The 12,408-nt window shown below is 64.6% G+C and carries 10 protein-coding genes; 5 read left to right on the top strand and 5 right to left on the bottom strand.

Annotation, left to right across the window (positions count from 1 at the left end; translation table 11 throughout):
* Positions 1-74 precede the first annotated feature (74 nt).
* Both DVO78_RS08885 and DVO78_RS08880 read left to right on the top strand, forming a co-directional pair.
* Positions 75-1,298: a phosphotransferase family protein gene (locus DVO78_RS08885; RefSeq protein WP_120004460.1), complete on the top strand. Its 1,224-nt coding sequence runs from the start codon at positions 75-77 to the stop codon at positions 1,296-1,298.
* Between the two features lie 138 nt (positions 1,299-1,436).
* Entirely contained in the window at positions 1,437-1,685 is a 249-nt protein-coding gene (locus DVO78_RS08880) for a WhiB family transcriptional regulator (RefSeq protein ID WP_028463811.1), read from the top strand.
* Between the two features lie 100 nt (positions 1,686-1,785).
* Here the strand turns inward: DVO78_RS08880 and DVO78_RS08875 are convergent, their stop codons facing one another.
* The 4 genes from DVO78_RS08875 to DVO78_RS08860 all read right to left on the bottom strand — a co-directional run bounded on the left by DVO78_RS08875 (position 1,786) and on the right by DVO78_RS08860 (position 10,344).
* Positions 1,786-3,306, bottom strand: coding sequence for a sensor histidine kinase (locus tag DVO78_RS08875; protein ID WP_120004459.1), 1,521 nt, complete (start codon positions 3,304-3,306; stop codon positions 1,786-1,788).
* Between the two features lie 7 nt (positions 3,307-3,313).
* Positions 3,314-8,128 carry an NAD-glutamate dehydrogenase gene (locus DVO78_RS08870; protein WP_120004458.1) on the bottom strand — a complete coding sequence of 1,605 codons (4,815 nt, stop codon included), beginning with the start codon at positions 8,126-8,128 and terminating at the stop codon, positions 3,314-3,316.
* Between the two features lie 96 nt (positions 8,129-8,224).
* Positions 8,225-9,634 carry a CpaE/TadZ family protein gene (locus DVO78_RS08865; protein WP_157983962.1) on the bottom strand — a complete coding sequence of 470 codons (1,410 nt, stop codon included), beginning with the start codon at positions 9,632-9,634 and terminating at the stop codon, positions 8,225-8,227.
* Positions 9,635-9,651: 17 nt separating this feature from the next.
* A complete protein-coding gene (locus tag DVO78_RS08860) occupies positions 9,652-10,344 on the bottom strand; it encodes a CpaB family protein (protein ID WP_157983961.1) in 693 nt (230 codons plus the stop codon).
* A gap of 144 nt (positions 10,345-10,488) precedes the next feature.
* Between DVO78_RS08860 and DVO78_RS08855 the strand changes: the two genes are divergently transcribed.
* Positions 10,489-10,734 carry a helix-turn-helix domain-containing protein gene (locus DVO78_RS08855; RefSeq protein ID WP_420799084.1) on the top strand — a complete coding sequence of 82 codons (246 nt, stop codon included), beginning with the start codon at positions 10,489-10,491 and terminating at the stop codon, positions 10,732-10,734.
* A gap of 14 nt (positions 10,735-10,748) precedes the next feature.
* Here DVO78_RS08855 and DVO78_RS08850 read toward each other — a convergent pair whose 3' ends face one another.
* A complete protein-coding gene (locus DVO78_RS08850; protein ID WP_157983960.1) occupies positions 10,749-11,309 on the bottom strand; it encodes a hypothetical protein in 561 nt (186 codons plus the stop codon).
* Positions 11,310-11,410: 101 nt separating this feature from the next.
* Between DVO78_RS08850 and DVO78_RS08845 the strand changes: the two genes are divergently transcribed.
* Together DVO78_RS08845 and DVO78_RS08840 are read left to right on the top strand one after the other, a co-directional pair.
* Complete coding sequence (locus tag DVO78_RS08845) at positions 11,411-11,701, top strand: LysM peptidoglycan-binding domain-containing protein (protein ID WP_202912141.1); 291 nt, start codon at positions 11,411-11,413, stop codon at positions 11,699-11,701.
* Between the two features lie 33 nt (positions 11,702-11,734).
* Positions 11,735-12,346, top strand: a complete 612-nt coding sequence (locus DVO78_RS08840; RefSeq protein ID WP_120004453.1) for an Rv3235 family protein — start codon at positions 11,735-11,737, stop codon at positions 12,344-12,346.
* Positions 12,347-12,408 lie beyond the last annotated feature (62 nt).

The raw sequence follows: 12,408 nt of genomic DNA, 5'->3' as shown, positions 1-12,408 counted from the left end.
CATTTTTCCGGCACCGTAAGCCACAAAATGCGATGAGAGTTTTCTCATCACGATAATCAGTCAGAATTGTCACTATGGTCGCGGTGAATTGGGAGATTGAGCAGCTGCTGCGCAGTGCAGAGATGGATCTCCTGCTGCAGCGCGCAGTGCGCACCTCCGGGCTGGAGTTGGAGTCATGGGAGCTCAAGCGTGTCTATTCACGTCCGCACGGAGAGACCTCAGCCCGCTTCCATGCTCAGGTCTCCGGGCGCCCGATCACCCTGGTGGCCAGCACCCGCAAACTCGGTGACTCCGATCGCGCCCGGATCGGAGCCGTACGCTGCGAGTCAGCAGTGGGCATCCTGCACATCTGGGCCCATCCGTCAGATCCGGAGCTGCCAGGGCTGCACATCGTCGAGGAAGAGAACCGGCTCAGGCAGCGGTTGTCTCCGCTGCTTGGAGCCGAGCTGCAGATTGAGCAGTCGCAGATGCTGGTACTACGTCCGCTGCGCCGGGCGGTCTACCGGGTGGTGGTGAGTTCTGAGATGGGGTTCCGCACTGTCTTCCTGAAGGTGGTCAGACCTCGAAGGATCGCGGAACTGGTAGCTCGGCACAGGGCGTGCACCCTGGCCCCGCCCGCAGCCGATCTGGGTGACGGGATTCTCGCGGTGGACCAGGCTCCAGGAGTGTCGATGACAGATCTGCTGTATCTGCCCAACTCCCCGAACCCGGGGGTGCGGATCAGCCCTGAGACAGTTCTCTCTGGGCTGGAGAGCATCACCGAGAGCGCCCTGCAGCTGCCGCCGAAGACACCGGCGGCCAGACGCTTTGAGAGTTTCATCGATACTGTCGTTGCCGGCGGAGCTGACCCCGAACGTCTCCGTACGCTCTCCAGGCTCATCCGGCATCAGTTGAGCACCTCACCCGGAGCCGCAGAACCAAGCCACGGCGACTTTCACCCGGCCAACGTGTTCCTCACCGAAGATGGTAGGCGCGTCACAGCTCTGATCGATGCCGACACCGTGGGGCCAGGGCATCGCAGGGATGACCTGGCCATGATGCTTGCTCACCTTGTGGTCCTGCCCAGTTTCGACGCCATGGGCTACCGAACAGCCCCTGGCCTCGCCCAGGCGCTGTGGCACGCATATGCCCACAGCGGCAGACATGATCTGGCTGCGCGCACTGCGGCGTCGCTTCTGTGCCTGGCTCCCGGTGCGCGCAGCCCAGATCAGCTCAGGTACTTCATTGCTGCGGCGGAGAGTACCGTGCGCTCTGGCCACATCTCCGTCATAGAACACACCCATGATTCGCAATTGTGAGTAATCCCACACCGCTTTCCTGGGATTCACCTCCTGAGAGGTCTTGTTTGCCTGGGCGTAACATGCCAGCCTTTAACACTGAACACCAAGAACCGGCCTGAGCACCCCTGAGATCAGGCACAAGGAGTAGTGATCGCCATGGATTGGCGCAGCCGAGCAGCTTGTCTGGACAAGGACCCTGAGCTCTTCTTCCCCGTCGGCAACACCGGCCCCGCTCTTCTTCAGATCGAAGAAGCCAAGAGCGTGTGCCGGCGCTGTCCGGTGATGGACACCTGCCTGCAATGGGCGTTGGACACCGGACAGGACGCTGGCGTCTGGGGCGGCATGTCAGAAGACGAGCGCCGCGCACTCAAGCGCCGCGCCGCCCGCGCCCGCCGCGCAAGCTAGAGTCGCCACGAGGCGCGCAGCGAAGCGATGGAGCCGACTCGAGGCGTGATGGGCAGCGCCAGCTGACTGAGAAGCGGAGGGGGCTTCCCCGCCGCCGGAACTAACCCAGGATCGGGGCCCGGATCACCACGCGTGTCCCGGGTCTCTCCGCATCCGCCCCTCGCCAGGGGAGCCATTCAATGGATCCTGAGAGTTCACCCCGGACCAAGGTGCGTACAATCTGCAGCCCGAGTCCGGGCTCCCAGTCCTGTTCGGGGATGCCGACACCATCGTCGGTCAGTTCGATATCCAACCGTTGGCGTCCGGCGGCGTCGGCATGCCTCTGGACACTGAGACTCACCTGAAGCGGCTCGGCGGGCTGAACCCCGGGAAGCCCGTGCTCCACCGCGTTGGCCACGATCTCGGTGATCACCAGTGCCAGTGGCGTCACCATATCCGGAGGCAGTTGGCCGAAACTGCCCACCAGAGAAGTCTGCGCGGTCCGGTCGGACTGGGCCATCTCCGCGGCCAGGCGCAGCTGACGGCGCATTAGTTCATCGACATCCACACTCTCCTCCAAGCCCTGGGAGAGTGAATCGTGGACCATGGCGATCGTCTCGACCCTCCGCATGGCTCGGCTCAGGCCTTCGCGCCCCTCCTGGGAGTCCATCCGCCTGGACTGCATGCGCAGCAGCGCTGAGACTGTCTGGAGATTATTCTTCACCCGGTGGTGAATTTCCTTGATGGTGGCCTCCCGGCTCATCAGCTGCTTCTCCCTGCGGCGCAGCTCGGTGACGTCGCGGCAGAGCACCAGCGCGGCGAAACGCTCTCCGTCCCGGTGGAGCGGGATCGAGCGCAGCGTCACCGCAGCGCCGTGAGCTTCCAGCTCGGCGCGCATAGCACGGCGGCCGGTGAGCATCATGGGCTGAGACTCGTCCACAGCCAGCCCGGTGGCTCGCTGCAGCTCAGCACCGATCCCCGCCAAGGGGCGACCCTCCAGGGCGTCCTGGACCCCCAGCCTCGACAGAGCGGACACCGCGTTGGGGCTGGCGAAGGTGATTCTTCCCTCCGCGTCAAGCCGAAGCAGCCCATCCCCCACCCGGGGGGCCCCGGAGTATGCGGTGAACTCCTGGGCGGTGTCCGGCCATGCCCCCTGAGCGATCATGCTGAGCAGGTCGGTGGCGCATCTGCGGTAGGTGAGCTCCATCCGGGAAGGAGTGCGCAGCGCAGCGACGGAGAAGTGCAGGGTCACCACCGCGACTGTCCGGCCGGAGCGCACCAGGGGGATCGCAGTCACCCGCATTCTCGCCGGTGTGGGCTGCCCCTGATCCGAGGAGTTGGTCTCCACCTTGGCCATCCAGGACCGTTCCACCATTCGGCGCAGGTCGGCCCGGATCCGGTCGCCGATCACATCCCGGTGGATCAGCGTCTGTGTGGTCGAGGGCCGCGCCTGCGCCAAAGCCACGAATGAACGGCCCACGGACTCTACAACACCCTCCGCAGTGTCGGGGAACCAAAGCACCAGATCGGAGAACGCAAGGTCAGAGAGCAGCTGCCAATCGCCGAGCAGCGCGTGGATCCACTCCACATCCGCGCGCTGCAGATACGGGTTCCCGTCGAGGCGTTCGTTGAGCACCGCCATGCCGGGACTAGGTGCCGGTCAGTCCGCGCAGGTGGCGCAGCAAGACGGTGATCGACGCCATGCTGTATTCGCGGCCGCGGAGCTCCTCGGTGAGCCGCCCGGCCCGCTGCAGTGCCGAGGACTTCGCCTGTTTCCAGGACTCGAGGCGCTGCCCCGCCTGCTGATGCTCAGTGGTGGTCAGGATCGACTCAGTGATCTCGCGCAGTGCGAAGTACAGTTCGTCGCGCTGGGCGCCGCGGGCCAGGGCCTGCCATTTGTCCTTTCTGGGGAGGTTGGTGATGTGATTCAGGAGTGAATCGGCGTCGAACTCCGCGTAGACGGCATAATAGACCTCCGCCACACTGCGGGAGTCGAGCCCGTGGGTACGGGCTATTTCTGCGATGTCCAGCAGGGAGAATGACTCGAACAGTTCGGCGTACCAGCCCGCAAGCTCCTCGTCCATGCCCAGGGCGAGCACCTCGTGGCGTTTCTGGGCGACGCGCTCGGCGTCGGGGCCGGTCAGCAGACCATCGAGCTTCCGGTAGAGCGGCTCCACATGCTCCCAATAGGAGGCGATGTCCTCCTGAAGCGAATCACCCTCCACGCCATGGTTGACCAGCCAGCGCACAGCCCGGTCCAGCAGCCTGCGCATATCCACATAGGTCTCTGCCCAGGAGGCGGTGGGGAACCCCACCGGCAGCCGGCGGAGGGCGCCGTCGAACTCCTCCAGTGTGAACAGCTCCCGGGCGATGATGAAAGCCCTCACCACTTGCCCCGGAGAGGCGAAGGTCTCCTCTGAGGTGCGGAAGATGAACGTGGACCCGGCCATATTGATCACATCATTGGCAATATCGTTGGCGATGATCCGGTCTGCCAACGGGTGCCTGGGCAGCTGCTCAGCGAACTGGGAAGACAACTGCTGAGGGAAATACTCTTCCAGGATGCTACGCAGCCAGGGGTCTGCGGGAAGCTGGGTTCCGGCCAGGTCTCCCTTGAGGTGAATCTTGGCGTAGGCGGCCAGCACCGCGAGCTCCGGGGATGTCAGCGGCGGCACACCGGCCTCCAACCTCTCGGCCATGTCCTGATCGGTGGGAAGCACCTCCAGCTGGCGGTCCAGGCCTGCGTGCTCCTCCAGCCACGTGATGAGCCTGCCGAAACTCGGCGACCAGTCGGAGAGCCGGTGCCGCTCGGCCAGCAGCAGGACATTCTGGTCCTCATTGGTCTGCAGGACCAGCTCGGCGACTTCTTCGGTCATCTCCTCCAGCAGCTCATTGCGGGCCTCAGACTTCAGGTGTCCAGAGTCCACCAGCGCATCGAGCAGAATCTTGATGTTGACCTCATGGTCGGAGCAGTCCACCCCGGCAGAGTTGTCGATGGCATCGGTGTTGATCAGCACTCCGCGCTGGGCGGCCTCAATGCGTCCGGCCTGGGTCAGCCCGAGGTTGCCCCCTTCGGCGACGACCTTGGCCCGAAGATCTGCGCCATTGATACGGATCCCGTTGTTGGCGCGGTCCCCCACCTGTTCGTGCGATTCATGCTCGGCTTTGACATAGGTGCCGATGCCGCCGTTGTAGAGCAGATCAACCGGGGCTTTGAGCAGCGCGGTGATCAGCTCCGGCGGGGTCAGCCGCTCAGCATCGATGCCGAACCGCTCACGCATCTGTGAGGTGATCTCAATGCTTCTGGACTCCCGGGAGAACACTCCGCCGCCTTCGGAGATGAGGTCTGGGCTGTAGGAGTCCCAGCCGGACCTCGAAGCGGTGAAGAGCCTCTGGCGCTCAGCGAAGGAAGCCTGCGGGTCCGGATTCGGATCGACGAAGACATGGAGGTGGTTGAAGGCCGCGACCAGCTGGATGTGCTCGGAGAGGAGCATGCCGTTGCCGAAGACGTCACCGCCCATATCCCCGATGCCGATCACCGTGAAGTCCTCGCTCTGGGTGTCATGGCCCAGGGTGGAGAAGTGAGACTTGACCGATTCCCAGGCACCGCGGGCGGTGATGCCCATCGCTTTATGGTCATATCCCACCGACCCTCCCGAGGCGAAGGCATCACCCAACCAGTGACCATAATCCTCACTGATGGCGTTGGCGGTGTCGGAGAAGGAGGCTGTGCCCTTATCCGCAGCGACCACCAGATAGGGGTCGTCGCCGTCGTGCCTGACCACATGCTCAGGGGGCACCACGGTGATGCTGCCGCCACCGTCGGTGTGCTGATTGTCGGTGACATCCAGCAGTGCGCGGATGAAGGTGGTGTAGGCTTCACGCCCGGCCTCGAACCAGGCCGCCCGGCCCTCTGCGGGATCAGGAAGCTGCTTGGGGTAGAACCCGCCTTTGGCCCCGGAGGGAACAATCACCGAGTTCTTGGTCATCTGGGCCTTGACCAGGCCGAGCACCTCAGTCCGGAAATCCTCCGACCGGTCCGACCAGCGCAGTCCGCCGCGGGCGATCCGCTCGAAGCGCAGGTGGGTTCCCTCCACCTGCGGGGAGTAGACCCAGATCTCATGCGCCGGCCGAGGCACCGGTGCGGCGTCGATGTCCTCCGGGCGCAGCTTGAGAGCCACCCAGTCGTGCCCCTGATAGAGATTGGTACGGTCTGTGGCCTCCACAAGGTCAAGGAAGGTGGACAGCACACGGTCTGCGTCCAGGGTCTTCACCGACTCCAGTGCGGTACGCACATTGGCCCGGCAGGCCTGAACCGCCTCCACGCGGCCTGACTGCAGGGTGGGGTCGAATTTGGCGGTGAATACCGAAATCAGCGCCCGGGTCACCGCGGGGTGGGCCAGAAGCGCATCGGCGAGGAAGTCGTATGAGTGCGGCATACCCAGCTGACGCATGTACTTCGCGTAGGCGCGCAGCACGGTGACCCTACGGACATCCAGCTGAAGCTGCAGCACCAGCCGGGAGAACTCGTCGGACTCCACCCGGCCGGTGAGCACCTGGTGGTAGGCCTCCTTGAAAAGTTCCGTGGTGGCGTAGGGGTCCACCTCGGCGGGATAGCAGATGCCCAGATCATAGAGGTAGAAGGTCTTCTCATCCGGGGTGACGATGGTGTAAGCGCGTTCATCGAGCAGGGACAGGCCGAAGTCATCGATGATGGGCAGAGTGTCAGTCAACGTCTTGGCATCAGTGAGATAGAGCTTCAGCCGCATATGTGCTGAATCGCCTTGGCCGGGGGGATAGAAGTACAGGCGCGGGCCGGCCTCGGGCTCAGCCTCCAAGGTTTCGAACTCCGCAGCATCGTGCAGGGCATCGGAGACCTCGTAGAGCACCCGGTACTCCGGCGGGAAAGCCTCGCCCCACCTGCTGGAGATCCGCTCGGCATGAGCCGAGGAGTACGCTGAGGCGGCGTGCTGGGCAATGCCCTCGCCCCAGGAGCGCACCGCCCGGGCCAGTTTCGCCTCCAGCTCCTCCACGCTGACGCTGAGCTCCTCCGCCTCCGGCTTGAGCCGCATCCGGAAGAAGACACGGGCCAGAACAGAGTCCGAAAGCCGAACGGTGAAGTCGATGGACTCAGCATCGATATGAGCCATCAGCTCATCCTCAGCCCGCCGCCGGGTCTGGGTGTTGTACCGATCACGCGGCAGATACAGCAGAGCCGTCATGAAACGCCCAAAGTGGTCCAGACGGAGGAACAGTTTGACCCGGCGCCGCTCTTGGAGCTGCAGGATCTGCCAGGCGACGTCCTCCACCTCAGTGATCTCCATCTGCATCAGCTCGTTGCGCGGATAGGTCTCCAGGATCTGCAGCAGGTCCGATCCGGAGTGCGAATCCGGGCTGAACCCGGAGCGGGCCAGCAGCTGCTTGGCGCGGGAGCGCAGCAGCGGGATGGTGGAGATGGACTGGGTATAGGCACGTTGGCTGAACAGCCCGAGGAATCGCCGCTCCCCGGTGACCTTGCCTTCAGCGTCGAAAGACTTCACCGCCACGTAGTCCATATAGGTGCGGCGCCTCACGGTGGAGCGCGAGTTGGCCTTGGTGATGACCAGGGCCTTGGGCTGCAGCGCCCTGGCCCGGCTGGCGGCCGAGAGCTCAGACGTGGTTCTGGGCCGGGGAACCCCGCCGACATCTGACAGGATGCCCAGCCCGGTCCCTGGAAGCGGTTCCAGGCGGGCGGTGTGCCGGTCACCGGTGAGCTCATACTCCCGGTAACCCAGGAACAGGAAGTTCCCCTGCGCCATCCATTCGACGAACTCAGCGGATTCATCGCGGTCCACCACCCCGTCCAGCCTGCGGATGGTCGAGGCCGCACGGTGAGCCTGACCGATCATGCTGGCCTGGTCCCGCTGGCTGGCCCGGACATCGTCAAGCACCTTGTTCAGCCCTTCGACCAGGGCCTCGGCCGCCTCGTCATCAATGATCCGGTCAAGCTCCACAGCGATCCACGACTCCACCTCGCCGCGGTGCTGCTCGTCGATGAAGGCCGCAAGACTCGGCAGCGCTTGAGTGTCCCCGGAGGAGAGCGAACGGCCCTGGGTAGGCAGTGACTGCACCGCTTTCAGCCTCGCGTCCTGTGAGCTTCGCATGGTCAGCAGAATGGGATGGACCACCAGGGCGATCGCGTGTCCGCAACGAGTGATCTCGCTGGTGACCGAGTCCACGAGATAGGGCATATCGTCAGTGGCCACCTGGACCACACTGCGCTGACTCATCTGCGCCACCGCCACAGCATGCTGTGCGCTGGTCCGCGAATTGGCCAGTTTCACATGCGCCTGGACCCGGTCCTCCCTGCCCGCAGAATCTATGGCTGAGAGGTCCTCCTCGGCGATGTTGGCGAAGTACGCTTCCGCAAGAGTGCCGAACTGATCATCGTCGCGGGTCCAGAGTGTGGTGGGCTGCTCTGCCATCGCCTGCTTTCGTCTCCCTTGAAGATCCGGTGAACCACCTGCCAGCCTATCGCTCGTCCGCACGCCCCGGAAGCCTTCCCCCTCGAGGCAGCCCAGCTAGTCCCTGGTACGGCGCCGGGGCCGTCTGCCCTGTACGGGGTGGCCGGACAGCCTGCGACGACGCCGGCGCACCTCAACGCCGGCCAAAGCGGCGATCTGCTGACGAAGCGGTGAGTCCGCAGCAGCCTCTGCGAGCACCTGACCGGCGCGCAGCGCGGCATCGCAGGACTCTGGTTCCCAGGGCAGGAACGCGGAGATCCCCTGGCTTTGGTCCAGCTCACCCCAGGTCTCGGTCAGCTGCCGCCGGGGAGAGCGGCCGATCACACGTTTGCGCAGCTTGTTGACGACCACTTCGGGCACCGGGGCATCAGGCAGAACCTCGGCATAGAGCTGGACAGCCTTGGTCAGCCGGACGAAGCCCACCGGATCAGGCGCCCCGACGGCGATGACGTGGTCGGATGCTGCCAGCACCGTCTGTGCGGCACTGTTGCGCTGGACAGCCGGGGAGTCGAAGCCCAGGTCTTGGTCAGGGGAGATCTCGGAGCCGATGTCCACCACCACATGGTCGTACCGTGCACGGCTGAGCTCCAACACCCGCTGCAGCGCCCGCGGGCGGAGTTCAGTCCAGCGGTTGGAACGGGGCAGGCCGGTCAGCACATCGCATCCTGCCCCGCCAATCTGCACTTCGAGAGTGGCCCGCAGCAGTGCTTCCTCGTCAAGGCTGCCGAACTCTGCGGCTCGGCACACTTGGGCGATTCCCGCGGACTCCTCCAGCAGACCGAGGTGAACAGCCGCCGACGCCGCATAGCTGTCGGCATCGATCAGCAGCACCTTCCTACCGGCAAGGCTCAGCTCCGCGGCAAGATTCACTGCGACGGTGGTCCGCCCCGGCGCTCCGGAGATTCCCCACACTGCAGTCACCGCAGGTGCTGGTTTCGCGCCGGCGTGGCCATCCGCTCCGGTGAAGCGGGCATCCACCGGCCTTTCAGCGTCTGCGTCAAACCCGTTGGTCTCCATCAACGCGGCAAACTCTGCCTGCTCCGATGCTTCCGAGCCGCCGCCGCGCCTGTGCGGGCCCAAAGGCTCTGCGACTTTGCCGAGATCCGGAGCTGGGGAGGTGGTGTGCGGAGTGTCCCCGCCACCGGGCCTTCCATGGTGCAGCGCCTGGGCCAGCTGTGTTGCCGGGACTGCGTCATCGAAGGCAGTCAGGCCCAGCTGCGCAAGCCGGGTTCGTTCACTCGGAAGATCGGAGATCACCACCACAGCATCAGTGTCTTCCTGCAGCTGTGCGACTGTCGTCTCCGTGAGCTGATCCGTGTCACCGATGATCAGTGCGGCATCGGCTCGGCCGGTGCGGACTGCGGCGAGGAGCTCTGCGAGGTCGGCGCAGCGGCGGGAGATGGTCACCTCGGTGTGCAGCCCCTCCAACGATGCCACATGGTCGGTGCTCAGCTGGCCGACGGTCACGACCGAACAGCGTTCCATCAGTGGTCCCGCAGATCTGCCGGCAGCACAGTCACTGAGTCTCCGCGACCATGGGCGGTCAGCAGACCAGGGAGCTCTTCGGGATCTACCAACAGCTCGATGGTCAGCCCGCCGCTGGTGCCGAAGGTGGACTGCGACTCCCAGATATCTGCAACCTCCGCAGCTGCGGCGATCAGGGAGACATCCCCCTGGGCCTCTGCGGAGGAGAACCCCGAGGCGGTCCAGACATCGACTAATCGCCCAGCCTCCACGGAGCCGGAGAGGGTGTGCTCCACCTCGACGGTGACAGGCTGGCGCCCGTCTGCGTCTCCCGCGACAAGTGCGGAGCTGGGCAGCAGCTCTCCCTCGCCGACCGGTCTGCTGAGCTGAGCGTCCGGTGGCACACCTGCCTCTGCGGAGATGTAGTGCTCCGAGGCGGCGTCGAGCTGGACGTTGACGATCCGCAGGTCATCAGCCTCCAGGGTCGCGCCCGTGCTGAGCCCGCGATCGGCGGCGTAGACCGGCACTGTGCGGTCTTGGGCTGCCACCAACAGGACCACGGAGACCACCGAGGCCACAATCAGCAGCAGACCGACCAGTAGGCGAGGATCTCGCCAGGAAGGACCTCGAAGCCGCCTCGCCGGAGGGGGCCGGAGGTCACTACGGCTGGCAGCGGGGCTGGCCCCTGACTCTTCTGATGCACTGTGCAGCATGGCCACTGTCGACTCCTGGTTGAATCCCGTTCTGTTCGCACACGAGTGCTCAGATGCTAACCGATTGTGACCGCTGTGGCGAGGGCGTCTTCACGGCTGTCCAGGTGTTGGATTCCCTGGATTCAGCTGGCACAATAGAAACAAATGTCAGCAAATGCTAGTCAGGGAGACAATATGCGCAAGTTCCTCACTCTGCCAGATGTTGCGGAGGCACTGAACATCTCCATGTCTCAGACTCGGGCGCTGATCAACCGGGGAGAGTTGGAAGGGATCCAGATCGGTGGGCGCGGGCAATGGCGAGTGGAGCAGGAGAAGCTCGATGAGTACATTGACCGGCTCTACGCCGAGCAGCGCCAGGCGCGGGCCGATCGCACTGAAGTCTCAGGGTAAGGCATTCACAATACTCACCCCAGACCGGCCGCGCTGCGCACACTGCTCAGAGCACGCATCGGAATTGTTGTGATTCTCTGCGCCTGACCTGTGGAACGGATGTCAAGAAAGTCCGCGCCGACACCCACTAGCACCCCTTCTGCCAGTTCCCCCATAGAGCCCCGCACCACGACCTGTTCCCGGGCGGCCGCCAGCACCCTCAGCGGCGCCCCTATCCCCAGTCTCTGCCGAGAGGGGCTGCTCTCTTGCTGAGCCTTTCGGGACAGACCCGTCACCGACACCACAGCCTCAGCCGGAATCAGCCATGCCTGGACACCTGCGCCTCCTGAGAGCCAATCTCTGCCCACTGCACCGATGGTGAACATCACCACCGCACCCCCACGCAGTTGGAGTGTCACCTGGTGACCGATATGTGCGCGGAAGCGATCGCACAGCATGGTGCGTGACCACTCCAAGCCGACAGCTTCGGCCACCTCCGTCTCGAAAAGCTCCTGGCGGTGCGCAGCAGACTGCACCTGAAGATCCGCAAAGAGCGCCTCCCAGCGCATACACCCCTCCCTGAGGTCCAAGCTCACCGACGATCATTCTCACTCTACGACTCCCCTGTTGCACAGCACAGCGTCTTGTGTATTATCTTATGGCATCAAACGTCATCAAAATGAAGTAAAGGTGAGTAATGTCTCGTTTTATCCCCGCCAAACCGATGATGTCCTCAGCCCGGCATCTGGGCGCACCATCCCGGCACGGGGCTGAGCACAGTGCGACAGTCCGTCCTGGCGACACACTGTGGGACCTGGCCGCAGCCCAGCTCGGAAGCGGCGCCACCGACTGGGAGATCGCCCAGCAGTGGCCGCGTTGGCACAGGCACAACCTAGACCGGATCGGCCCCGAACCCGGAGCCCTCCGCCCCGGCACCGTGCTACGAGTGCCCCCGCCAGTGAGCGTTAATGCCCCCTCCTCCCTGTGAAGGAGACCGACCATCACGAATCAGGAGTAACCGATGACCGCGACCACCTTCCCTCAGCCGGCCACCGTCCAAGATGAGCTCCCAGACCAGAGCTCTGCGTGGAGGCCGCTGCGGGCCAAGCAGTCCGCGCTCTCCGCTGAGGACTGGTCACAGCTTCAGCTGAGTTCAGGACCCCGAAGGTTCCGCCTGCAGCGTGAGTCCGAGGTGCCGCGGCTGATGGCATCCATGGAACCGGAGGGCTCCTCTTCGGCGGCCCCCTCTGGTCAGCACGACTCGCAGCGCCCCGATCAGCTGGCTGGTGAACGGCAGGAACGCCGCCAGATCGTGGCCATAGCCCGCATGGTCTGCCAAGCCACAACAGAGGTGCTGAACGGGCTGCGTCCGGTCAATCAGCTGCGCAGATGGCTGGATGCAGAGGTCCACAGAAAGGTTGAGCAGCGGGCGGCCATTATGGCCAGGCACCGCTCACCCTCGACTGCTCGGCCGCACAGGCTGAGCTTCGACGCCGAACAGACCACTCACCCCCGCGCCGGGGCCTGGGAGGTCTCTGTCATCTTCACCGATGAGCACAGGACCCGAGCTTGCGCCTTGCGGCTGCAGGCGCACCGCGGTCGGTGGCGGGTAGTCGCCATGGAGCTGGGCTGAGTGGGTCCCGCTGGCGGGCCAAGCCCGCTCAGCTCTCGGCGAGCTCACGCCCGCCATCACGC

Origin of the sequence: Nesterenkonia muleiensis, from assembly GCF_003600155.1 — a bacterium.
GTDB lineage: Bacteria > Actinomycetota > Actinomycetes > Actinomycetales > Micrococcaceae > Nesterenkonia > Nesterenkonia muleiensis.
Note: the sequence above shows the minus strand (reverse complement) of the source record. Positions and strands in the feature narration are given on the sequence as shown.

What these genes read in the sequence shown, in the direction of transcription:
- DVO78_RS08840 (WP_120004453.1), top strand. Translation starts at nt 11,735, where the DNA reads ATGACCGCGACCACCTTCCCTCAGCCGGCCACCGTCCAAGATGAGCTC.
- DVO78_RS08855 (WP_420799084.1), top strand. Translation starts at nt 10,489, where the DNA reads ATGTCAGCAAATGCTAGTCAGGGAGACAATATGCGCAAGTTCCTCACT.
- DVO78_RS08845 (WP_202912141.1), top strand. Translation starts at nt 11,411, where the DNA reads ATGTCTCGTTTTATCCCCGCCAAACCGATGATGTCCTCAGCCCGGCAT.
- DVO78_RS08885 (WP_120004460.1), top strand. Translation starts at nt 75, where the DNA reads ATGGTCGCGGTGAATTGGGAGATTGAGCAGCTGCTGCGCAGTGCAGAG.
- DVO78_RS08860 (WP_157983961.1), bottom strand. Translation starts at nt 10,344, where the DNA reads ATGCTGCACAGTGCATCAGAAGAGTCAGGGGCCAGCCCCGCTGCCAGC.
- DVO78_RS08870 (WP_120004458.1), bottom strand. Translation starts at nt 8,128, where the DNA reads ATGGCAGAGCAGCCCACCACACTCTGGACCCGCGACGATGATCAGTTC.
- DVO78_RS08875 (WP_120004459.1), bottom strand. Translation starts at nt 3,306, where the DNA reads ATGGCGGTGCTCAACGAACGCCTCGACGGGAACCCGTATCTGCAGCGC.
- DVO78_RS08880 (WP_028463811.1), top strand. Translation starts at nt 1,437, where the DNA reads ATGGATTGGCGCAGCCGAGCAGCTTGTCTGGACAAGGACCCTGAGCTC.